At 37.4% G+C, this 23423-nt stretch carries 20 protein-coding genes and 1 rRNA gene; 10 read left to right on the top strand and 11 right to left on the bottom strand.

Going from position 1 to position 23423, the window contains the following annotated elements; translation table 11 throughout:
* Positions 1 to 58 precede the first annotated feature (58 nt).
* Positions 59 to 1309 (bottom strand): allantoate deiminase, encoded by a 1251-nt coding sequence (gene allC, locus LIZ98_RS07615; protein WP_227092297.1) that lies wholly within the window; start codon positions 1307 to 1309, stop codon positions 59 to 61.
* Between the two features lie 288 nt (positions 1310 to 1597).
* On the opposite strand from allC, the gene LIZ98_RS07620 reads away from it, so the two are divergent.
* From LIZ98_RS07620 to uraH, 4 genes are all read left to right on the top strand, one after another.
* Positions 1598 to 3202: a PucR family transcriptional regulator gene (locus LIZ98_RS07620; RefSeq protein ID WP_227139341.1), complete on the top strand. Its 1605-nt coding sequence runs from the start codon at positions 1598 to 1600 to the stop codon at positions 3200 to 3202.
* A gap of 252 nt (positions 3203 to 3454) precedes the next feature.
* Positions 3455 to 3952, top strand: a complete 498-nt coding sequence (gene uraD, locus LIZ98_RS07625) for a 2-oxo-4-hydroxy-4-carboxy-5-ureidoimidazoline decarboxylase (RefSeq protein ID WP_216408153.1) — start codon at positions 3455 to 3457, stop codon at positions 3950 to 3952.
* Between the two features lie 33 nt (positions 3953 to 3985).
* Positions 3986 to 5443 carry an NAD(P)-binding domain-containing protein gene (locus LIZ98_RS07630; RefSeq protein ID WP_227139340.1) on the top strand — a complete coding sequence of 486 codons (1458 nt, stop codon included), beginning with the start codon at positions 3986 to 3988 and terminating at the stop codon, positions 5441 to 5443.
* Positions 5444 to 5483: 40 nt separating this feature from the next.
* A complete protein-coding gene (uraH, locus tag LIZ98_RS07635) occupies positions 5484 to 5840 on the top strand; it encodes a hydroxyisourate hydrolase (protein ID WP_227139339.1) in 357 nt (118 codons plus the stop codon).
* A 96-nt stretch (positions 5841 to 5936) separates the two neighbouring features.
* Here uraH and LIZ98_RS07640 read toward each other — a convergent pair whose 3' ends face one another.
* The 4 genes from LIZ98_RS07640 to LIZ98_RS07655 all read right to left on the bottom strand — a co-directional run bounded on the left by LIZ98_RS07640 (position 5937) and on the right by LIZ98_RS07655 (position 10036).
* Entirely contained in the window at positions 5937 to 6956 is a 1020-nt protein-coding gene (locus tag LIZ98_RS07640; RefSeq protein ID WP_227139338.1) for an ABC transporter substrate-binding protein, read from the bottom strand.
* Positions 6957 to 6995: 39 nt separating this feature from the next.
* Positions 6996 to 7847, bottom strand: a complete 852-nt coding sequence (locus LIZ98_RS07645) for an ABC transporter permease (RefSeq protein ID WP_227139337.1) — start codon at positions 7845 to 7847, stop codon at positions 6996 to 6998.
* A complete protein-coding gene (locus LIZ98_RS07650) occupies positions 7844 to 8629 on the bottom strand; it encodes an ABC transporter ATP-binding protein (RefSeq protein ID WP_216408163.1) in 786 nt (261 codons plus the stop codon). Before LIZ98_RS07650 ends, LIZ98_RS07645 begins: the two co-directional genes overlap by 4 nt.
* A 231-nt stretch (positions 8630 to 8860) precedes the next feature.
* Positions 8861 to 10036 (bottom strand): amidase, encoded by a 1176-nt coding sequence (locus LIZ98_RS07655; RefSeq protein WP_227139336.1) that lies wholly within the window; start codon positions 10034 to 10036, stop codon positions 8861 to 8863.
* 541 nt (positions 10037 to 10577) lie between these two features.
* On the opposite strand from LIZ98_RS07655, the gene LIZ98_RS07660 reads away from it, so the two are divergent.
* From LIZ98_RS07660 to LIZ98_RS07685, 6 genes are all read left to right on the top strand, one after another.
* Entirely contained in the window at positions 10578 to 11633 is a 1056-nt protein-coding gene (locus LIZ98_RS07660; RefSeq protein WP_227139335.1) for an ABC transporter substrate-binding protein, read from the top strand.
* 20 nt (positions 11634 to 11653) lie between these two features.
* Positions 11654 to 12991 (top strand): amidohydrolase family protein, encoded by a 1338-nt coding sequence (locus LIZ98_RS07665; RefSeq protein WP_227139334.1) that lies wholly within the window; start codon positions 11654 to 11656, stop codon positions 12989 to 12991.
* 16 nt (positions 12992 to 13007) lie between these two features.
* A complete protein-coding gene (gene wrbA, locus LIZ98_RS07670; protein WP_227139333.1) occupies positions 13008 to 13718 on the top strand; it encodes an NAD(P)H:quinone oxidoreductase in 711 nt (236 codons plus the stop codon).
* 151 nt (positions 13719 to 13869) lie between these two features.
* Positions 13870 to 14694, top strand: a complete 825-nt coding sequence (locus LIZ98_RS07675) for a creatininase family protein (RefSeq protein WP_227139332.1) — start codon at positions 13870 to 13872, stop codon at positions 14692 to 14694.
* A 140-nt stretch (positions 14695 to 14834) separates the two neighbouring features.
* The gene (locus LIZ98_RS07680; protein WP_227139331.1) at positions 14835 to 16175 is read left to right on the top strand and encodes an FAD-binding oxidoreductase; all 1341 of its coding nucleotides are present in this window, start codon (positions 14835 to 14837) and stop codon (positions 16173 to 16175) included.
* A gap of 250 nt (positions 16176 to 16425) precedes the next feature.
* The gene (locus LIZ98_RS07685) at positions 16426 to 17691 is read left to right on the top strand and encodes an amidohydrolase family protein (protein WP_227139330.1); all 1266 of its coding nucleotides are present in this window, start codon (positions 16426 to 16428) and stop codon (positions 17689 to 17691) included.
* A 475-nt stretch (positions 17692 to 18166) separates the two neighbouring features.
* Here LIZ98_RS07685 and LIZ98_RS07690 read toward each other — a convergent pair whose 3' ends face one another.
* The 6 genes from LIZ98_RS07690 to rrf form a co-directional block, all read right to left on the bottom strand.
* Entirely contained in the window at positions 18167 to 18760 is a 594-nt protein-coding gene (locus LIZ98_RS07690; protein ID WP_227139329.1) for a hypothetical protein, read from the bottom strand.
* A gap of 403 nt (positions 18761 to 19163) precedes the next feature.
* The gene (locus LIZ98_RS07695; protein ID WP_041847842.1) at positions 19164 to 20147 is read right to left on the bottom strand and encodes an SPFH domain-containing protein; all 984 of its coding nucleotides are present in this window, start codon (positions 20145 to 20147) and stop codon (positions 19164 to 19166) included.
* A gap of 52 nt (positions 20148 to 20199) precedes the next feature.
* Positions 20200 to 20949 carry a TPM domain-containing protein gene (locus LIZ98_RS07700; protein WP_041846764.1) on the bottom strand — a complete coding sequence of 250 codons (750 nt, stop codon included), beginning with the start codon at positions 20947 to 20949 and terminating at the stop codon, positions 20200 to 20202.
* Positions 20946 to 21974, bottom strand: a complete 1029-nt coding sequence (locus LIZ98_RS07705) for a TFIIB-type zinc ribbon-containing protein (RefSeq protein WP_227139328.1) — start codon at positions 21972 to 21974, stop codon at positions 20946 to 20948. The genes LIZ98_RS07700 and LIZ98_RS07705 overlap by 4 nt, the downstream gene beginning before the upstream one ends.
* 138 nt (positions 21975 to 22112) lie before the next feature.
* Complete coding sequence (locus LIZ98_RS07710) at positions 22113 to 22790, bottom strand: PspA/IM30 family protein (RefSeq protein WP_034770406.1); 678 nt, start codon at positions 22788 to 22790, stop codon at positions 22113 to 22115.
* Between the two features lie 351 nt (positions 22791 to 23141).
* Positions 23142 to 23257 (bottom strand): 5S ribosomal RNA (gene rrf, locus LIZ98_RS07715).
* Positions 23258 to 23423 lie beyond the last annotated feature (166 nt).

A 23423-nucleotide genomic window follows, 5' to 3' on the forward strand; every position in this document is an offset into this window, starting at 1 on the left:
TTGTTGCATAAATATTTAACAACAACTTTGCCCAAGTTTTCTTGCCCAGCTTCAGCGTTTAATCATAGGCAAGTTTATATAAAATCGTTTCCAACAAATGAATGCCGGTTGCTAAATCTTCTAAACTTGTGAACTCTTGCGGTGAATGACTAATTCCTTTATGACTGGGTACGAACAATAATGTAGTCGGGCAAATCGAGGCAAACACTTGCGCATCATGCCCTGCGCCACTGACAATATCTTGAAAGCAAATCTTTTGTTTTAAGGCGACCTCGCGTATCCAATTGTTCAACTCATCATCCATACGTACCGGTTTCACATCCATCCATTGTGAAACTGAAATGTCCATAGCTAAGGATATAGCTACGTTCTCAAACATTGAAAATAGCTCTTGGCAATAAAAATCTAGTATTTGTTCCTCATGATGACGGATATCGAGACTAAATTCAACTTCCCCTGCAATGACATTTGCAACATTCGGTGTTACATGCAATTTTCCCACAGTTGCAACCAGTTGCTTGTCTATTTCTTTTGCTCTTTTGGTTAAATAGGATATTAAGTATGAAGCTGTGCTAACCGCATCTTTCCGACCTTCCATCGGTGTTGTTCCGGCATGATTGCTTTCACCTTTTATTCGGACAGTATATCTTCTTTGGCCGACAATGTGCGTGACAACACCAATCGAATTGTGATTTTTCTCCAAAGTCATTCCTTGTTCAATATGAAGTTCAATGAACCGTTCTATGTCTGTTCTGGCAGCAGGTTTATATTTTTCAGGGGCAAAACCAGCCGCTCTCATCGCTGCGAAAAAGGTTACGCCGTGGTCATCTTGTAAATTCTTCACATGTTCCAGATGATAAAACCCGCTTATATTCCTAGAACCCCAAAAAGTTAATGGAAATCGACTTCCCTCTTCTTCAGCTAATGAAACAACTTCTATCGTTTTTTTCGGATAGCCAAAGCGCTCAACCAAACCGGCTACTGCCAATAGACTCGCAATAATCCCATACGCACCGTCATATTTTCCTCCGTTTACAACCGTATCGATATGGGAACCGGTAAGGATGATATGATTTTTATCTATTGAACCGGTCATCCTGCCAAAGAGATTCCCGGCACTATCGAAATAAGTTTGAAATCCTAACTCCCCCATCTTATCTTTTAATGCAAATTGAGCTTCTTGCCAAGTTTGTGAAAATAAAAGCCGTGTCACACCCCCACTTTTTGTCTTCCCAAATGTGCCAAGCCATTCAATCATGTTACCGATCCGGTTTTTTAATGATAAATCATTTTCTAAACGATAAGCCAATGCAATCCCCCCTTTACATTGCAATTATTTTATATGTTATATATTATCACATAAATTTGTCATATTTTTAGTTTATCGATCTTTTTATGCAGTTTCATTAGTAGTTTTAAACAAATTTTTTTATTTTTTTGGTTAAATTAACTAAACGATTTAACATTTTGTTTTATGGATGCGTACTGTTTGTTATTTTTTCTTACATATATAGATAATAAAGTTCACACAAATTTATCTCAATATGGTAGAATAAAATGTAAAATCAAAATAATTATTTTATAAGGGGGAATCGTTATGAAAGTAGCCGAACTTTTATCCATTCCTCAATTTTCCGATATGTCAATTATTGCAGGGGAAACCGGAATAAATCGGGAAATTCATACAGTTAATATGATGGATGCACCGGATATTATCCACTTTTTACATCGAGACGAATGGTTGGTCACTACCGCATTCCATCTCAAAGATCATCCTAAGTTACTGGTGGAGTTGATTAGGGCCATGGCTGAAAAAGGTTGTGCGGCCTTAGGAATAAAGACGAAACGTTTTTTGCATGAAATTCCAAAAGAAGCATTACTTTTAGCAGATGAATTACAGTTCCCAATATTAGAGCTGCCCCTTGAACGATCACTTGGGGAAATTGTCAATCATGCATTACGGGCGATTCTCAACAATAGAGAAACAGAACTGGCAAACGCGCTAGAGATTCATCGGCAATTTACCGAATTCATTATGAAGGGAAACGGAATCAAACAATTGCTTCGTGTTTTATCAAAACAAATTTCACGCCCGGTTCTATTGTATGATCAATATTTTAAACCGATTTACACCTCACAAAGACAGTGGGCGGTCCATTTAAATTTTAATCATTTGTCTTTTGCAACTTCAGATATGGCATACATTACATTTTCCGATATCGTTTCGAAACAAACTTATTCCCTATTCCCGATCCAAATGAGCGAAAAGAAGATTGGCTCACTTTTAATAATGGGAGAAATTTATCAGTCGGACCATTTTACAAGACTCATCATTGATCAAGCAATGAACGTCATTAGCTTTGCATTGATGAAAGAGTATGCTTTAAAACAACGCGACCGAAGTATTCGCAATGATTTCTTTCTTCATTTTATTGATGGAGCTTTTTCGACAACCGAAGAAATTATCAACCGTGCAATGGAATTTTCAATAATAAATGAAAAGAAATACATTTGTTGTGTCGGAAAGATCGATGATGACGGAAATTTTTATACGTATTCCCAACGCCAGGAATATGCAGATGAAGTATTCCGGTTTCTTGAAGAGCATTTAGAGAGTTATTCACCAAATATTTATCTGTTTTCCAAAAGTGAACTATGTATTCTTTTATACAAAATAGAAGACCATTCTATCAACACAAACCTTTATATTGAAGATTCACTTAAAAAAATTCAAAAATTAGTTTTCGATTCTTTTCAGCATACAATTTCCTTTGGTGTTAGTAATTTATGTCATAAATTTTTACATGTAAAGACAGCATATAAAGAAGCAGTTGATGCCCTGTCTCAAGGCCAGCTTTCAAAACAAGCGGAATTTATTTATACGTATAGCACGCGGAATATTACCGAATTATTAAGGTTAATTCCGCAAGATAACTTGAAAAATTTTTATACGTATGTGTTAAAGGAATTTTCAACAAAAAACGATGAAGAAAAACAAAATCTTTTGAACACATTATTTGTCTATTTAGAAACAAATTGCCAAATTTCGGAGACTGCAAAAAGATTATACGTGCATCGCAATACAGTCATTTATCGGATTGAGAAATGCGAAGAAATACTTGGGAAAAACTTTAAAGATCCGGAAACATCCCTGCAACTAAGACTTGCGTTACGGATAAAGTCTATATTTGAAGACGAATAAGTCCCCTGCCTAAATTTGACTCCTCAATGGAAGGATTTTCGCAAAACTACCAATAAAATGGCTGTTTTGTACAAATAAACCGGATTTTTTTAGCTAATTTGCACAATGACAATAAATTTCAAATTTACTATGATATGAATATATGTAAGTTTATATAACATAATTAGGTAATATGTTATTACCTATAAACCTCTGTTTAATAAAAAGCGCATCATAGTTTTTTCCTATATTCTATACAAAGGAGGTAGCATCTTGATAACCATTGAACAATTAAATGAAACAAATTCTTTTCGCTTTATCGAACTATTAGGAGATATTTTTGAGCACTCTCCATGGATTGCCGAAAAAGTAAAAACTGAAAAACCTTTCCATTCGATTCAACAATTGCATGAAAAAATGGTAGAAATAGTAAAAAATGCAACTTATGAACAACAATTGGCACTAATGAAAGCTCACCCAAATTTAGGTGAGCGAGTAAAAATGACCAAAGAATCAAAAAAAGAACAACAATCCGCAGGTCTTAACAATTTGACAGAAGAAGAGTATGTCCATTTTGTAAAGTTAAATCAAGCATATATGGATAAGTTCGGATTTCCTTTCATCATGGCAGTCCGATTTAAAACGAAAAATGAAATCTATCAAGCGCTGGAAAGACGGATCTATCATAATCAGCAAACAGAATTTGAAACTGCCTTGTCTGAAATCTATAAAATTGCCCGTTTTCGTTTGGAAGAAAAATTTTCCGATTAGATTTATATTTTTTACAAGGAAAGGGTGAAATCAATGAGTTTGCAAGAGTTAAACAACCGAGTAAAAACAGATTTGTCCTACTTGAACTTTGACGGACCGAGTTGGGTAAAACCGATTCGTCACCACGAAGGACATGTATATGATGTTGTTATTATTGGTGGCGGACAATGCGGATTAGGCGCTGCATTCGGCCTCATAAAGGAACGAATTTCAAACATTCTTGTTCTGGATGAAAATCCGAATGGGTATGAAGGACCTTGGGTAACATATGCTAGGATGGTGACGCTAAGGACACCTAAACATTTAACAACGATTGATTTTGGAATCCCCTCCCTTACTTTTCGTTCTTTTTGGGAAGCACAATACGGACCCGATTCTTGGGAACAGGTAAATAAAATACCACGTACGGATTGGATGGATTATTTACGTTGGTTTCGCCAAATCCTCAACCTTCCTGTTATCAATGAGGTAAAACTGCAATTGATTGAACCGACCGAAAAAGGAATTCATCGCTTACATCTCGAAGGAAAAAATATTCCTTCCAAAACAATATTAACGCGAAAGGTCATTTTGGCAACAGGAATCCAAGGCGGCGGTGAATGGCATATTCCGTCTTTTATCAAGAGGAATCTACCAAAACAGCTTTATGCTCATACATCAGAGCAAATTGATTTTACAGCTTTAAAAGGGAAAAAAATAGGTATTCTTGGCGGTGGAGCATCCGCTTTTGATAATGCAAATTTTGCCCTGTCCCATGGGGCGGCAGAAGCCCATGTGTTTATACGCCGAAAAAAATTACTGCGGATCAACCCGATTCGTCAAATGGAGAGTTCCGGTATGATCGACCGTTATCATACTTTTTCAGATGAAGAAAAATATGCCGTAATGAGTCATTTCTTTAAAAATAATCAACCACCGACAAATGATACGTTTGAACGAGCTGCCTCTTGGCCCGGATTTCATTTACATTTAGGTGCTCCGTGGCTTGATGTAAAACAAACCTCACACGGTGTAGAAGTGATGACTCCTCAGGGCAAATACATCTTTGATTATTTAATTATCAGTACCGGTCTCATCACAGATCCCGCTTTACGTCCGGAATTAAAACTTCTTGAACGACATATTTTACGATGGAAAGACTGTTACCAAGCACCAAAAGAGTTGGCTAATCCGTTAATTGATCAACATCCTTATTTAAATCCGGGCTATTCATTTGCCAGTCGTGATCATAAAGGAAAAAAACTGTTATATGGAATATTTGCTTATAATTATTCCGCTTTAATTAGCTGCGGATTAACTGCCTCCGCATTATCCGGTGTAAAAGTTGGATTACCAAAACTGATTGAAACAGTAGCAGACCAGCTTTTCCAAGATAACAAAGAAATGATTTTGAAAGACTATTTCGACTATGATCAAGTAGAATTTACCGGATATGTAGATAATGATTTTTCTGAAGCAATGCAGCCTATTTCAGTCGGAGAAAAAAAGTAACGATTTTCCAAAAATCGAATGGAGGAAGGAATTTTTTATGATGCCAGGATTAACAACGCATATTTTAGACTTAACACACGGCTTACCGGCAGCACATGTTAAGATCAATCTATTTTATCAAGAGGAATTATCTTCTGAATGGAAGAAAATAAAAACAGCAAAGACAAATACAGATGGCAGACTCGATGAACCCCTCGTTAAGCAAAATATGATGCCAGGATTTTATAAAATGGAGTTTAATGTTGGTGAATATTTTCGGAGCAAAGCCATTCCGCTTCCGGAACCGTCTTTTTTGGAAATCATTCCCGTTCAATTTGGGATTGCAGATGGAAATGCACATTATCATATTCCGCTCCTCATTTCTCCATGGGGGTACCAAGTCTATCGCGGAAGTTAATGATATAGAAATAGCCGAATTTATTTTTCACTAAATAGAAAAGGACTGCCTGGGTAAAGACCCAGGACAGTCTTTTCATAATACATTTCACGATTTCTAATGCTTCGGAAGAAATTCCGTCGTAAATATTTCCTTTGCATCATATATCTCATTTACCAAACCTAGTTCATGTAATTGTTCGATTAAAGTTGCCCAACGTTCTTCAGTCATGTATCCAACCCCATGTTCTTCAGCATCCCTGCCGTAAACAAATTCTGCTTGTGTTTCCGATTCGAATTTTAATGATTCTAGTTCGATATCCGGGTTATCCTTTTGAACGAGTTTATTAATCTCCTCATATGAATCTTTATAGAGATTCCAGCCTTCCACAAATGCTTTCGTGAATGCACGGACGGTTTTTTCGTTTTTCTCCAAGTAATCTTTAGAAACAAATAATACGACATTGTATGGATCATAACCGGCGTCGGATATTAATTTCGTCTCAACATCGATTCCGTCTAGTTTCATGAAATACGGCTCAGATGTTACAAAGGCTTGAGTCACTGCATCCATATCGTCGACAAAATTTACATGTTGCCCAGTATATGCCAACTCCTCGACTCCGCTTAAATCGTACTTATTTTTTAAAAACTCCCAGTAAACAATCCCCGGTTGTATATACACTTTTCTGCCGTTTAACTCTTCAAAATCTTTTATCCCATAACCTTTATGAAACATAAATGCTTGAGGACTTCCTTGCATGACAGCAGCAACTGCCACCAATTCGATTCCTTCATTTCTGGCCATTGCAATTTGGTCTGCATGAGCAAGACCAAATTCAGCTTTTCCTGAAGCAACTATATTAATAGAAGAAACTTGTGGTCCACCTGATTCAACTGTTACCTTTAAACCATTTTCCTCGAACAGCCCCTTATCAATTCCTGCGTACAGACCACCATGCTGTGATTTTGCAAACCAGTTAAGAACGATTTTTACATCGTTCATTTCTTGTTTGTCATTTTCAGTGCTATTCTCTTCTTTTTTAGAACTGCTTGATTCTTGTCCATTGCAAGCAGCTAGTATCAAGAATAATACTATTCCCATTACCGATAATCTTATTTTTTTCAATATTTTCACTGGCCACTCCCCCTTTTCAATCTTTCTCAATATTCTCTTTTACTTTTCAACTTTCATTGCTGATTCATGCCATGATTTTAGTAGCATATTGGATAAATAGCTTACAAGCAGGTAAAAAACAATGCCAAAAATTGCAGATGCAATACCACAGGCGAACAAATACGGTGTTTTTAACTGCACAGCTGCAACAGTAATTGCGTAACCTAAACCACCTTTTCCCCCACCTATTCCGGCAATATATTCACCTGTAATAGCTCCTAGAATAGTCAGTGTACTGGAAACTTTTAAACCTGCCGTAATGTATGGCAATGCGGCGGGAATTCTTAGTTTCCACATTGATTGCCACTTTGAAGCATTGTAAAGTGTAAATAACTCTTGCATGTTTTTATCAACAGAGTTTAGTCCCATAAGCGTATTGGAAATAATCGGAAAGAGACCGAATATAAACGAAATAATCACAATAGAATTAAATCCTGATCCAAACCATATGACAATAATCGGGGCGATGGCGACAACCGGAATAGTTTGCAAAATAATGGCGTACGGGTATATACTGATTTCCAATATTCTGGAACTCGCCAATAAAACAGAGACAAATATGCCGATGATGGCACTGAGCAGAAACCCGATAATTGCTTCACCTAACGTAATTTGTATGGCTGGTGATAATAATGTCCAATTTTCCAATGCCGCCTGTATGACATCTGTCGGTTTCGGCAAAATAAACGGTGCAATCCCAAATAGCAACGGGATTAATTGCCATAACGAAAGAAAAGCAATAAATGCGAGAACAGGTCCCAACACCGTTCCTTTAAATTTAAACAATCTCTTCCTTTTGCCTGTTACTGTAACAAGTTCTTTCCTTTCTGATGTTACTGTTTGTACATTCATGTTCCCAGCTCCCTTCTCCCCATTGTATCTTCAAGACTTTGAGAAGCAATATTGACATACTCGGTAAATTTCGAATTGGCTCGCTCCCGCGGATAAGGTAGATCAACATCAATCATTGCAGTCAATCTTCCGGGGCGAGCGGACATTACTGCAATTCTCGTGGATAAATAGACTGCTTCATACACGTTATGAGTAACAAATAAAATAGTCGTATTTTCCTTCTTCCAAATATTTAACAAATCCAGCTGTAATGTTTGTCTTGTAATCTCATCTAGTGCTGCAAACGGTTCATCCATCAATAATAGTTTTGGTTTAGCTGATAATGCGCGGGCAATGGAAACCCTCATTTTCATTCCACCTGAAAGTTGCCGGGGATATGATTTTAGATGATCTTTTAATCCAACCATCTCCAATACCCTTTCAGCCGTTTCTTTCTGACTTTTTTTATCGGTTCCACGTAACTCAAGCGGAAGGACAACATTATCGTATACCGTTCGCCATGGTAATAAATTTGCCTCTTGAAATACGAAGGCGATGTCATTTGAATTTCGAATAACATCTTTAGGTTTTTGTTCAAATACTGTAACTGTACCGTTAGTTGCTTCCCCTAATCCGGCCACCATCCGTAAAGCAGTTGATTTCCCGCAACCTGATGGACCTAGGAAACTAATAAACTCTCCTTCATGAATCGTTAAATCAAATTCACTTAAAGCAACTGTTCCGGTATTATAAACTTTTTTAACACGGTTAAAAGCAACTACTGGATTTTGCTGTATTTCCATTCCCATCCCTCCTTATTTTTAGAGAACACCACATATTTTTTGATGTTAATTTTCAATACTAATTGATGTGATAAAATATAACGTTATATGTTAAAATAATTATATATATTAACAAAATGTTTGGCATTATGTAAAACGCACAAAATATCTCATAGCATTTGGACATTTTAACTAAAGAAAACCATTGGCAACTTTGACCAATGGCTTTATATTAAGCAAGCGATATTTTTATTAACCAATTTGCCTGAACTGATTGACAAAGTTTAATAAACGTAAATCTTGGCCTGCATTCGCTATAACGGATAAGCCGACAGGTAAACCGTTTTCCTTCATAACAGGTATTGTCACTTGCGGAAAACCGGTTAACCCGGCAATGCAAGTTAACTTCATTACTTTGGAGCGGTATTGTTCCATACTCTCGACAGGTAAATTACGCAGAGGTGCTTCGCCAGGAGCAGTAGGAATTACCAACACCCCATCATCTCCCAATAATTCAGATAAATGTTCTCTTATTTTCATTTTTAATTTGTTTTTCGGTTTGAGTTCCTTTCTATTTAAGCTGGCTGCCCATCGGAACCGTTCCGCTATTCCCGGTCCAAAAACCGGATTTTCTTTTTGAATCCATTCGCCATGTTCCTGCCAAATTTCAATCCCTTGAATAATCCGAAATATTTCTGCCCAGTCTGACAATCCTTGACTGGTAATATCGACTAGTTGCTTGGTTTCCGTTCGTTCTGCTAATTTATCCGTAGCCTTTAATAAAGTCATCTTCGCTTCGCTATCAACAAGTTCCCATGCCTCTTTCGGAAAATATAAATGTCGGAAAGATTGTTCATCTTCTCCAATTTGAGCGAATAATATTTTTCCTATTCTTAACAGCAGTTCAGCATCCCTGGTCATCCACCCCACAGTATCAAAACTTTTTGCCAAAGGAATGACACCTTCAACCGAAACAATGCCGTGCGTGGGTCGGATGCCAAAAACACCACAATATGCGGAAGGGATACGAACAGACCCCCCTGTATCCGTTCCTATAGCAAAGTCTGTTAATCCCGCTGCAACGCACACCGCTGAACCGCTGGATGAGCCTCCCGGGATTCGATTGTTGGCTTTCGGATTTACAGGTGTTCCATAATGGAAGTTCTCCCCGTTTAGACTATACATTAATTCATCGGTATGGGTAACGCCCTGAAATGTCGCACCTTGCTTTAAAAGCGTATCAATGATCGGTGCGGTTTTCCCGGCAGCTCGATGTGTTCGCAACCAATCCGGATTGCCGGCTGTATTCGTATGATTTTCGACTTCAAAAACATCTTTGACTGCAAATGTTAAACCGTTTAAGATTCCGGATCCTTTCGGTGGTATTTTCATCACACGCATAAACGCATTCCATTCATCTTTAACCATTCTTCACTTCAACCCCTTCTCCCTTTTTCTATAAATTACGAAATTCATAGTCCAAAAATTTTAAGTCACTTTTTATTATTTAAAAATATCATGTTATATATTCTAACACAACAATTTCGATTAATTAGATAAAATAACTAAAAATATAATTGATTTTTATTCTTATTTACTAATGACAACCATATTCTTTTGAATTACTATTAGCCCAATAAGATTGTTATGTTAATTTTCCTTACATTAAGTTTTAAAGTTTACCAACCATTAATTTCCGGAATTCTCTTTGCCATTTAGGTTTAAATTTACTGTTTGTTTAGGAGGGATAACTTAGTAATTTTTTAGCTAATATGAAAGCTTCGCGGGAATACATCGCAGCCGAAAAAAATTTATATTTTTTCGGTGAACTAGAGAAGCTTCGGTAGCATTACCTCGCAAGCGAAAATGTATTTTCGCTGACTACGACTCTGCTCTCGCCTAAGGGCTCGGCAGTCGCCGAGTTTTCTTTATAGTTTTTATCAATAATTCTAAAAAGAAGGTGAACAAAATGGAAAGTAGAAAATTATATTTTTCAGTAAAACTTCTATTTATGCTAACATCATTGCTACTCACTCTTTTCATATTAGCTGCTTGCACCAGTAGCGGTGAAACAAACGGTTCAAATACAAACAGCAACAACTCGGAAACGGATTCAATTGAAACAGGTAACAAAAAACTGACGGCAGTTAAACAAGTAACAAACTGGTTTGCTGAACCCGAACATGGCGGTCAATATGCAGCATTGGCTAAAGGCTTTTATGAAGAAGCCGGTTTAGATATGACGATTGAACCCGGTGGACCCCAAGTTTCGTCTATAACTCAGGTAAGTACCGGGGAAGCTATGTTTGGTATGACGCAAGCCGATGACCTGCTTATTGCTCGTAGCCAAGGTATCCCAATCGTAGCCATCGCAGCTACCTTCCAAACGAATCCTCAAGGGTTGATTTATCACAAAAGTCAAGGGATTAGTCATTTCTCTGACTTAAATGGGCATACTGTCTATACTGCTCCGGGGGCCGGGTATTGGCAATATATTAAAGCAAAATATGAATTAACTAATGTGAAAGAAATGAATTATACCGGATCACTAGCTAATTTTGTTAATGATCCTGGCGCTGTTACACAAGGATACATTACAGCAGAACCGTTTTCTTTAGCTGAACAAGGAATAGAAACAGATATTCTGTTGAATGCTGAATCCGGATATAATCCATATGCAAATATTCTTTATACAACGGAAGAAACAATTAAGAATCACCCTGATATCGTAAAAGCGTTTGTTGAGGCTTCAATTAAAGGATGGAATTATTACAAAGATAACTATGAAGAGATTAACAAATTTCTCCTAGAATATAACCCGGATTTATCAATCGATTTAATGAAGCATGGTTCTGAAGCGCAAATGGATCTAGTTTATGGTGGTGATGCTGAAGAAAATGGCGTTGGCTATATGACAGAAGAACGTTGGAATCTATTAATGGAACAATTACTGGAACTTAAGCTCATTTCTAAAAAAGAAGATGTAAAAAATGTTTTTACCAATGAATTTTTGCCATCAAACTAATCTTTATTGGAGGAATGGATTTGTTAAAACAACAATTAAAACTGATTAATGCCAATTTACCACTAGTAGATCAAGAAAAACTATGCACATTGACAATTGAAAATGGTTTGTGGACTTCAATTACTAAGCAAAAGGGATATGTAAAGGAAGGACAAGCAAACGATTTAGAAAATATGGATGAAGCAACCGTTCTCAACCTCGAAGGAAAGATTCTCCTACCGGGTGTCGTTGATGCGCATATGCATTTAGATAAAGCATTCAGTTTTCAGAAAGTTGGGAATAGTTCAGGAACATTAGAGGAAGCGGTAGAAAATTATTCCTATGCAGTAAAAGATTTTTCAAAACAAGAAATTAAGTCGAGAATTATCCGGGCAGCATTAATGGCCGTTTCTTTCGGTACCACTGCGATTCGAACTCACCTTGATTTTCACATAAGGTGGGGAAAAGAAGTAGCGTTTCGGACAATTGAAGCAGCGATTGAGGCAAAAAATGAGTTAAAAACGATTGTCGATATTCAATTATTCCCATTGACGCCATTTTTTCATTTCACAGAAGAAGAGATTAATATTTTAGAAGAAGCGATGCAAATGGGACTTACCGGATTCGGTGGAGCTCCACATTTATCACAAACTCCGGAAAAAGACATTGATATTATTTTCCGGCTAGCTGAGAAATATGATTGCCCAATTGATTTTCACACCGATGAAAGTGACGACCCGAATGTCAGGACGGTCAATCATATTGCAAAGCGGACAATCGATTATGGAATGAAAGGCCGGGTAACAGTGGATCACCTATGTTCATTGGCAGCTATGAGTATTGAAGATGCTGAAAAAATGATCAATAAAATGATTGAAGCCGGATTAAAAGCAGTTACACTTCCTGGAGCAAATTTATATTTACAAGGCCGTCATGATTCTTTTCCTGTCCGCCGTGGTGTCACTCGTGTAAAAGAGTTACTGTCTAAAGGGGTACCAATTGCAACGGCATCCGATAATATCCATGATCCCTTTCATCCATTCGGTCGCGGTGACTTGTTACAAATTGGATTAATAACTGCATATGCCACACATATGGGGAGTCCAACTGATATTCGGACAATATTGAAGATGATAACAGAAATCCCAGCCAATATTCTTGGACTGAATGGTTATGGTATTTCAGTCGGCAATAAAGCTAATTTTGTCATTTTTGATGCAATTACCCCGGAAGAACTGTTTACCCTGCTACCCGAACGGAGATGGATTTATCGAAACGGAGGCTGGCTCATCGTACCGGGCAAACAGAAAAGTTGGAATAACCCCAAAATTGAACGACTTTGGTCTCAATCAAAAAGCTACATGACGTTGACATTATAAAAAGGAGCAAGGACAGATGACAAATATTCTTGTAATTTATTATAGTGCTTACGGGCATATTTTTCAGATGGCAAAAGCTGTTTGTCAAGGTGCAGAAAAAGTTCATGATGCTAATGTTAAATTGGTTAGAATCCCGGAAATGGATTCTGAAAAAAATCGGACACCTTATATCGATAAAGAGGCAAATAGAAATAAACAAACAGGTGTTTCAGTTCGTTTTAAAGTAGTTGACCGTTTTGATAAATATGTAACTGCACTCGAATGGCAAAAAGATGTTCCCATCGCAACAAATGAAGATTTACGGTGGGCAGATGGAATTATTTGGGGATTCCCGACTCGCTATGGATCCATGCCTTCACAAGTACAATTATTTTTAGAATTTGCCACAGATTTATGTGGGAACGGGGATTTGGAAGGAAAACCGGCCGGGATATTTACGAGCGCCGGCTCTATTCATACCGGTCATGAATCAACAATATTAACGTCCATGGTTCCATTGTTTCACTTTGGTATGATCATGGTTGGTTTACCTTACTCGGAAAATCCTGAATACTTAACAGGAGATGCAATTGGCTCCTCTCCTTATGGCGCTTCAACACTTGCAGGACCTGATGGATCAAAAACTCCGGATGAACGGGAATTAATCATGGCGAAACGACTGGGTATGCGGGTTTCATTTGTTGCAACTGCATTGAAAAAGAACCCTATTCAAGTAATGAGTGTATAACGTGGTAAGCTCCCAAAAAGTCTATATTTCTATAATCATATACAAGAGGCATAATATTTTGTTTTTACCTTATCCCAAGAACATTTTTCCAAATAACCTTAGGGTATCAATCATAACTTTTTCAAATTTGACAGATGAAGGGATGTACAAAATGTTAAATGAACGGTATCAAGGAATGGCTTTTGAAAAGAAATTTTTCCCAAGGCTAACGACAGAGGAAGTAAAACATCTAAAAAAAGATGATGCGTTAATTGTTTTACCGATTGGGGCTGTTGAACAACATGGTCCTCATTTACCGATCTATACAGACACGTTAATCGGTGAAGGTGTGCTTATTGAGGCGTTCGAATTATTAGATGAAAGCGACAATATTTGGATGCTACCTCCTATCCCGTATGGAAAAAGTACCGAACACTTGACTAGATCCGGAACGATTTCATTATCTTCAGCAACACTTTACGCATTTGTCATGGATATTGCAAAAAGCATTCAACAATCCGGTTTTAAAAAATTACTATTATTCAATACCCACGGAGGGAATCATGATTTGCTAAATATGGTGGCACGTGATATTCGGGTGGAAACTGGAATGATGGTGTTCCGATTAAATCCTAGCTCAGAAAAAACAAACTCCCTAATTTCAGAAAAAGAACAACAATACGGTATTCATGGTGGTGATGTTGAAACTTCAATGGTGCTGAGTTTTAAAAGCAATTGGGTAGATATGGAAAAAAGTACACGAGAATTCGTTCATTTACCGGAAGAAACAAAACATCTTTATTTAAAAGGTTCAAGTTATTTTGCCTGGGTAATAGATGATATTTCTCACAGCGGGGTAGCTGGTGATGCCACAAAAGCATCAGTTGAAAAAGGAACGTTAATCAATAAAAGTGTGGCAGAAACAGTTGTGGATGCTTTAAGAGAGATGGCTCGGTTTGATATCGAGTCTATAAAAAGTGAAGCAGTAAAGCAGTAGAAATCCTTTGTCCTCTTCAAATAACTTCTTTTGTCTATTTGGTTCTAGCAATCTAATGTTCTGTAAAATCTTGATTAGATTATAATTCAATCAACCATTCGAAAAATATGTTTTTATCATGATGGAGGCGATTTATTATTATGTGGGTAGATGAGTTAATTAAGTTATTGGGAAAAGAAAAAATTTTAGTCTCCGATTCGGAAAGGGAAACTTTTTCAAAAGATTTTTATTGGTACTCCCCCATTTTGCATGAACAATTAAAAGATAAGGTCGCTGATTGTATCGCTGTTCCGCATACTGTTCAAGAAGTGAAAACCATTATTTCTTTTGCGGTTAAAAATCGAATTTCGCTTACAATCAGAGGTGCCGGAACTGGAAACTACGGACAGGCCATTCCCCTTAACGGAGGCATTGTATTGGATATGACAAAGTTGAATCAAATTTTAGAGGTCAATGATCAATCTGTCCGCGTTCAAGCTGGTGTAAAGCTTGGGGTATTAGAAAAATATTTACGAACGAAAGGAAGAGAATTACGGATTTTTCCCAGCACATATTTAAAATCAACTGTTGGTGGATTTGTCTGTGGTGGGTCAGGTGGAATCGGGTCCATTCGCTGGGGCAATTTATGGGATCAAAACATAGAATCTATGACCATCATGACCGTGGAGGAAGAACCGAAACTAATTCATGCATCCGGTCCGGAACTGGAGCCGTATATTCATAATTACGGTACAGCTGGAATTGTGATGGAAGTCTCATTATTTATCGAACCAAAAACAGAATGGGAACAACATATTGTTTATTTTGATTCTTTTCAGTCCGCACTTCTGTTTTGTGATGAACTTGCTCACGATGAATCCATCATCAAGCGTTTGATATCCGTCTGTGAATGGCCAATTCCTGTACATTTTCAATCAATATTAAAATTTCTTCCAAACGATAAATCGATTGCCATGCTTGAAATTGCTGAAAAGCATAAGGAGGAGTTACAAAAGATCGTCCACAAATATAAAGGAGAAATTGGATTTTCCATTTTGGCCGCTAAATATCAAAAAGGAATAAAAGTATCTGATTTTACTTGGAATCACAGTACATTATGGGCACATAAACTTGGAGATAACCATATCACTTATTTACAGGCCAATTTTCAAAAAGAGCGGATTTTTGAACAGATAGATGCGATTCGTAACAAGTTTGGAGATGAGGTTCTGTTTCACTTTGAATATATTAAAACCAATGGTGAAGTTACTCCATCTTCTCTTCCAATAATTCATTATCAGTCGGAAAAACGACTCAATGAAATAATTAACTTTTTTATTGCACAAGGTGTAGAGATCAACAACCCTCACACATACTTGCTTGGCTTTGGAGGATATAATATAAGAATTAACAATATTGTTAAAGAAAAACAAAAAAATGACCCTTATTCTCTCTTAAACCCTGGAAAAATTCCGACCGGCAGTGAAATTGTATACTATTAACATGAACTAGATGTGTTTATGTCCTGAAAATTTCGGATTATATCTTAGTTGGTTATCACCCAAAAAGCCCATTTTTCAAAAACATTCACGCTCAAATAACAATATATTGTGTCTTGATAATACTTGTTAATACTATATTTGGCGCAATTCTTTCCATAAAACCTTTTTGGGTGCTAATCATTACACTACTTATCTAGCAAAAAATCACAATTATGTAGCCATACTCTTATAATATGAAAGGATGGATATTGTGTATGATGCCGTTATACAAAATGTAAAGCTTTTAGAAAATGACCAACCCGTGAATATCGGTGTAAAAAATGGTAAGTTTTCATCGATTACTAAGGAACCTATTCAGGGACGGAATACTTGGAATGGCAATGGCGGTCTCGTCCTTCCTCCTTTTGTTGAAATGCATACCCATCTTGATACTGCCTTTACTGCAAGATCGAGCGAGAATTTATCAGGAACCTTACTAGAAGGAATCCGTTTATGGCAAGAGAGAAAAAAACAGCTTACTATTGAGGACGTGATAGAACGAGGTACAGAGATGTTACAATTATTAATTCAACATGGCGTTCTCTTTATTCGGACAGCTGTTGATATATCCGATCCAAATCTCACTGCCTTACATGCGGCCTTTCAATTACGAGAAAAATTTCATGATCTGATTGAAATGCAAATAATCGCTTTCCCTCAGGATGGGTTAATGGGATGTCCGGAAAATCTAGTAAGAATGGAAAAGGCAATTCAGTTAGGTGCCGATGCAGTTAGTGCCGTTCCCCATCTCGAACGGACAAGAGAAAGTGGGATTGCTTCTTTAGAATTCTGTTTTCATTTGGCTAAAAAATATGGTGTATTCGTTCACATTTTTTCTGATGAAGTTGACGATGGCCATTCCCGATATCTTGAAGTCATTGCCGATTTAACAATAAAGGAAAAGATGATAGAAAGAGTAACCGCCAGTCACGCCATTGCCCTCTCCTATTATTCTAGTGCTTATGCTTCAAAAGTTATTTCATTAGTAAAGGAAGCCAAATTGACTATAGTGTCCTGTCCGTTAATCAATGTCGCTATGCAGGGAAGATTCGATATTTTTCCAAAAGGCAGAGGGATTACACGTATAAAAGAATTAAGTGATTCGGGAGTAAATGTATGTATCGCACATGACGATATCCGTTCCCCTTTTTATCCATATGGAGATGGAAATCTATTACAAGCTGTATATATGGGCGCACACTTAGCCCATATGACCGGAAGCGAACAAACTGTAAAATTAATCAAAATGGTAACCAATAATGGAGCAAAGGCATTCGGAATGAAAGATTATGGAATCAAGATCGGGAATTGTGCAAACTTTATCGTTTTTCCTGCCCAAGATGCGACTGACCTAATAGCGAAACACCCTCCCTGCACTCATGTTTTTCGAAACGGTCGTCTCATTGTTGGGACAAAACCAGCCGAGATCAAATGGAATTTAACCAAGTTCAGTAATTTGAATATCAATCTCCAGTAGATTGTTGCGTACTAAATCTTTACTGCCATGTTTTTCAATCAACAGTGGCGACTTGCCTTGACAAAGAAGCCCGATTTGTTGAGCGTTCTGTCTAAGCTTTTGAAATGTTACAAAACGTGTGGTAAAAATAACAAAGAAGCCGAGCCTATGAGGTTTCGGCTTTATTTAGCTAATAGGAAAGTGAAAATTTTTCAATTTCTACTTTCCTAATGCGTAAGTGCACAAGGAAAGCTTCGCGGGAATACATCGCAGCCGGAAAACTTTCTATTTTTCGGTGACTAGAGAGACTTCGGTAGCATTACTTCGCAAACGAAAATGTTTTTTCGCTGAACTAGAGAGACTTCGGTAGCATTACCTCACAAGCGAAAATGCTTTTTCGCTGACTACGGCTCTTTGGTTTCCTAAAGGCCTGGATGCCCGAGTCTTCTTTAACCCATTTGCCTAATTTTAAAAAAATATCCTCTCAATTACTGTTTTAACTGCTACACCCGCCACCACAGCTGGAGCAACTGGAACCACCAGAGTCACCCGAACCGCCGGAATCCCCCCAATCACCGTGATGCCCGGAATATTTTGAATCGCTATCCACATAACAAGCAAAACCGGAACAAAAAGATCCGCTATTGTATTGTGTCGCTTTATAATATTCACTAGGCATTGCATCATGCATGACCTTTTCGTATTCATTTTCATAAAAAAGCGAAAAATAGACTGCCGGCAGCAACGCATACTGATATACGTCTGCTTCCGATTGCGTCTTCTTTGTCGCAAAAGGTTTTTCTCCTTTAATCTGTTCAGATTCCTCAATTTGCAACTTCATTTTTTTAATTAAGCTTCTTTTCAAATCCATCCACTCACCATTATGGCGGAAGTAATGATTTAAAAGTTCCTCTTCAGACAATGTTTTGAAATCTTCTAATATATTTTGTGAGATCGGATATTTTAGAAATCCACCCCAAAGAACCCGACTATTCGGTGTCGATTCAAATAAGCTTAAATATACCCAATCAAAGAAACTTCTTTCTCCCGGAATTGGCTTACTGTCCAAATTTGGTGTGTGATGAAGCATATCTTGATAAAATTGCTTACGGAAGGGTGAGTCCTACCACCCATTTTATTTTGGACTTCATGTAATACCTCCAGTTTCTTTCAATTGATTCATACTGATCGTTATAGAAGAAGAATATTCCCTTGTCTTTTCAAGGTTGTGTTCCATAGACCAAAACGAAAATAAAAAACCGCTCATAATAAATATTCGCTACTCACAAGAAAAATCCTTCTCTATATTTATAATTTTTTACTTTAACTAGTGAAATCCGTGACGCAAACCGTGGGTAATCCGATTATAGCGACATTATATGATGGGATTATCAAAATTTGTATTTAAATGTATACGGTGAGGATATCAAGATTGCCATTTACATAGGAAGCAAACGTAAAAGGAAAACTCGGCGATCACCGAGTTTTCTTTATTACGCTAATTTATAACCGCAATTCGGGCAAAATTTCGTTCCGGTATTTTTCTCGCCGCAATTTGGACAAAAGTTTACTTTCTTTGCTGTGTCAGTTGGCGGGGGCGTTTGTTCGACAGATTTTGCTCCGTCTTTCTCGTCTCCCTCCATATTTTTTATCATTTCTTTAGCCATATTCATACCCATCATCATTCCGGCTACGTCCGATGCCGCGCCACCACCACTCGTTTTGCCAGACGACATCCCGTCAAGTATCGATACTTGCTGGTATTTCTTCATATCACCAACCATGCCAAAAGATGCGTTTTTGTTAATCATATCTTGGATTTCTTTCGGATAATTAAAACTCATAATCGTAAAGCCGGTAATGGTCAAACCGTCATCAATAACTTCCATATCCAAATCTTCTTTAATTCCCTTGGCGATTTCATGGGCATTGGCTTGCAAGTTGAACATATCTTTTCCTTCTTTAGAAATCCATCGCATCAAAAGCTGATCCAGGATTGCGGTAATCCGAATTTTCACGTCTTCAACAAAATAACTGCTTTTCACCCCGGCAATTTTATCAATCAGAGCAACATAATCATTGACTTTAAATTGGAACGTACCATTCGCACGGATCGGCATTCCCCCCGGCATACCCGGTGTTGGAATATTGATGGCGTTTTTCGTTCCCCATTTTACCGTAAATTCTTTCGTATTAACAAAAAGAACTTCGATACGCATTCCGCTGTTAAAGCCAAACTTGAACCCTTTCAAAGTTGAAAGAAACGGGATAATTTCCGATTCGATATTGTAATCACCTTCATCTTTAAAAATCCCTTCAATTTTTCCATTATATAAGAAAATTGCATCCTGACCCGGACGAATAATTAATTTACTGCCTTTCTTAATTTCACGGTTGCTCCATTTCCAAAAAATCATATCATCGCGAAATTCTTCCCATTCTACAACATTGGCAAATTGGTTTTTGAAAAATGCCATTTCATCAAATCCTTTCTTTCCTAAAATTGACCTATTCTTTCAGCTGACGATATTAAAAACTGCCGCGACTACCGCTATGGGAATGTCCGCCACCGGTTATTCCCCCGCCACCGCTACTGGAATTTTGCGACGGTTTTCTTGTCTTTGTCACAACTGTCCGAATATAATCATCTCTTTTTGCCAGAATGTGTGACGTATTCGTGTTTAAATATGTTCGATTATTCGTCGTTACTCGCCCGCCACTGTTATAGACGAAAGCTCCTGTAATCACACCGCCTATTACAACGGCAATAATGAGCTGGAACCACCATTGTAAAAATATATTAGCCGGTTCACCAGCCATATAGTCATCAACCAGCCATATAAATTGTTCAAAAGCCTGTTCGTAATTTCCGGCAGTCAACGCAGGAGAAATTTGTTCACGAATATTATCCAATCGACTATCATTCAAATATAGTTTACCTTTATAAAATCCGGCCAAATAAACTTCCCTGTTGTTCATATCTACTGTCAACATGGCCACATTCCATTTATCTAAACCTTGTTCGTCTATTTTTTCATCGTAAAAATCTTCCGTATACTGCTTCACATCAATATTCGGGTCATTGACAGTTACAATTAAAATATCAGTGTCCCATTTCTCACCAACCTGTGTTGCTAAAGTCTCCAGTTTTGTCACTTCCCGATCGGTTAACAGGCCGGCCTGATCATAGATTTTTTGACTGATAGCAAAAGCATGATTTCCCCCCACCATGAATGAGAGAAGAAAGAACAACGCAAACAGGAACAAGTTTTTCTTCATATTAGACCGCCTCCCATGAAAAAGGTGACAAGTCTAAAGATAAGTAATGTGATCGCAGCAATACCACCAAACCAACCTGCTACTTTGGCACGACTAATTGGCGGTTTTCCGACCACTTTCCCTGTTTGCCCGTTCATTGCAAAAATATAATCTTTCCCCCTGTAATGATAGGTCACCATCCAAATCGGAAGCAGCACATAATAACTTTTCATTTTTTTGATTTCAATCTCCTTTTGCTCAGGAATAAACGTTGCATACCCGGATACGGTGGAATGAATATACGAATTAATAAAACTTTGAATCTTTGTTTTCGCCCGGGGAAGTAATGCCTTATCATCGTAATTATATTTTTCCGCTAGATAACCGGCCAAATAAGGTGTTTTAAATGTTTTCAACTGATCATACTTGTAAGGCTCTAATTTATCCATTAACCCATCTTCCATTTTCTCAGAAGCATCAACAGGGACTTTCATATAGTCAAGGTTAATATCACGAAAGACGCGATAATAGCTTGTCTCTGTATAAATATAATCACCACTCGTATATTCACGTACCTTTGTTCCACTACCGGAAACACGGACACGACTATTTAAATCATACATCCAAAACGGTACATACATCCCGGTCAATTTTTTGATCCGGTCAGCCGTCATAAAATCATTTGGTGTCACTAATCCATTTTTACACCACTTTTTAAAAGCTGCGACTGCCTCGACTTTGTTAATAGAAAAGGGGATGACTAATGAAGGTGCCAATGTTCCTGAAACCCGTTCCGCAATAACCACGCCGGCCCCGCAAAAGCTGCATGTGGTCGCAACGGTATCAGTATCGGTTAATAAAACTGCCCCACAATTTTCACAATGATATTCTTTTGTTTCATTTTCTTCAAAAGTTGTCGTAATAAATTCATCAGAAAAGTTTTCTATCGCATCCTGTCTGCCGCAAGAAAGACAGGTTAATTTTCCTGACTCACTATCAAACGACATATCATCGCCACAGTTCGGGCATTTATAATGAATGACCATGTTTCTCACTCCTGACTGTAACCAACACATAAACTCAATAAAGCCGCAGCAGTTTACTTAATTGCTGCAGCTTTATACAATAAGAGTCGTTATAAATTTTCTATATTATGACACCCTTAATAATAACATGCCAATTTGTTATTCATCTTGTTTTAACTTTGCCTTTAGTGCAGCGAGTTCATCATCTACACTCGTTTTTTGCTCATATTTATCCGCAAGCTCATCCAGATCGTCTTCCGGTTTCTTGTTTAGTTCGGCCATTGCATTTGCTTCATCTAGGGCACGATTGATTTTATCTTCCATCCTGCCAAACGCAGATGATGTATTGTTCGCATCTGTGACCGACGAACCGATTTGGTTTAGTCGTTGTTGTGTTTTGGCAACTGACCATTTTGCCTTTAACATGCTTCTTTTTGCTTCTAATTCATTGATGTCTGAAACGAGTTTATCATGCATTTGTCTCATTTGACTTGCATTAGATGCAGCCAAATTGTAAGCCGATTGGAATGCTGTTTGTTTTTCGGCCAATTGCGTCTTTCTTTCAAGGAACTTTCTTGCATCATCTTCATTACCTGCTTCTAACGCTTTAATTGCATACTTTTCCATTTTCTCGATATCGCTTTTACACTCCGCCAATACTCGTTTTGCCCTTTGCTCTTCAGCCATAACCGATGCAGTCTCAGCTTTCACATTGCCAAGGTCACGATTCAAATTTCTCAAATATTGATCAATCATCTTTTCGGGATCCTCCGCTTTATCTAACAACGCATTTATATTACTGGCCATAATATCTTTAAATCTTGTCAAAATACTCATTTATTTTTCCTCCTTAATAATAACAATAATATATATACTGGCTGAACCGGTAAAAAGATTCATTTTTTTAAAGCTTATATAGATGATGGAAAGAAATTATTACATTCTAAAAGATTGTCTATTGCTGATTCCCTCAAAAAAATATTCTCGTTTAGGTGGAAATTATTGAAATTCTTTAAGAAATTTAATTCCTAATTCCATTCTAATTACATTTTTACATCCATACTATATTAAGAGATGTTTAGCAAACTGTGTATCACTTAAAAATGTACCAACTATATTCTGACCATATAACAAAAAAGAGCTGATGATAAAGTTCAATATAAACTTTATCATCAGCTCCTTCAATTTGCCTGGCAACGTCCTACTCTCGCAAAGGCAAGGCCTTCACTACCATCGGCGCTGAGAAGCTTAACTTCCGTGTTCGGGATGGGAACGGGTGTGACCTTCTCGCCATTATTACCAGACAATTATCAATGACATTTTTTATTATACTAAATAATATGTGAGTTTGCAACACATACTTCATTCTCTCAAAACTAGATAACGTAAGGCTATTTACCGAGTAAATAAATGCTATAGGTTAAGTCCTCGAACGATTAGTATCCGTCAGCTCCACACGTCACCGTGCTT

This window comes from Caldibacillus sp. 210928-DFI.2.18 (genome assembly GCF_020554505.1).
Taxonomy (GTDB): domain Bacteria; phylum Bacillota; class Bacilli; order Bacillales; family Caldibacillaceae; genus Caldifermentibacillus; species Caldifermentibacillus hisashii.

Coding starts and splice junctions, on each gene's coding strand:
- LIZ98_RS07620 (WP_227139341.1), top strand. CDS start 1,598: ATGAAAGTAGCCGAACTTTTATCCATTCCTCAATTTTCCGATATGTCA.
- LIZ98_RS07630 (WP_227139340.1), top strand. CDS start 3,986: ATGAGTTTGCAAGAGTTAAACAACCGAGTAAAAACAGATTTGTCCTAC.
- uraH (WP_227139339.1), top strand. CDS start 5,484: ATGCCAGGATTAACAACGCATATTTTAGACTTAACACACGGCTTACCG.
- LIZ98_RS07645 (WP_227139337.1), bottom strand. CDS start 7,847: ATGAATGTACAAACAGTAACATCAGAAAGGAAAGAACTTGTTACAGTA.
- LIZ98_RS07650 (WP_216408163.1), bottom strand. CDS start 8,629: ATGGAAATACAGCAAAATCCAGTAGTTGCTTTTAACCGTGTTAAAAAA.
- LIZ98_RS07655 (WP_227139336.1), bottom strand. CDS start 10,036: ATGGTTAAAGATGAATGGAATGCGTTTATGCGTGTGATGAAAATACCA.
- LIZ98_RS07660 (WP_227139335.1), top strand. CDS start 10,578: ATGGAAAGTAGAAAATTATATTTTTCAGTAAAACTTCTATTTATGCTA.
- wrbA (WP_227139333.1), top strand. CDS start 13,008: ATGACAAATATTCTTGTAATTTATTATAGTGCTTACGGGCATATTTTT.
- LIZ98_RS07675 (WP_227139332.1), top strand. CDS start 13,870: ATGTTAAATGAACGGTATCAAGGAATGGCTTTTGAAAAGAAATTTTTC.
- LIZ98_RS07680 (WP_227139331.1), top strand. CDS start 14,835: ATGTGGGTAGATGAGTTAATTAAGTTATTGGGAAAAGAAAAAATTTTA.
- LIZ98_RS07690 (WP_227139329.1), bottom strand. CDS start 18,760: ATGCTTCATCACACACCAAATTTGGACAGTAAGCCAATTCCGGGAGAA.
- LIZ98_RS07695 (WP_041847842.1), bottom strand. CDS start 20,147: ATGGCATTTTTCAAAAACCAATTTGCCAATGTTGTAGAATGGGAAGAA.
- LIZ98_RS07700 (WP_041846764.1), bottom strand. CDS start 20,949: ATGAAGAAAAACTTGTTCCTGTTTGCGTTGTTCTTTCTTCTCTCATTC.
- LIZ98_RS07705 (WP_227139328.1), bottom strand. CDS start 21,974: ATGGTCATTCATTATAAATGCCCGAACTGTGGCGATGATATGTCGTTT.
- LIZ98_RS07710 (WP_034770406.1), bottom strand. CDS start 22,790: ATGAGTATTTTGACAAGATTTAAAGATATTATGGCCAGTAATATAAAT.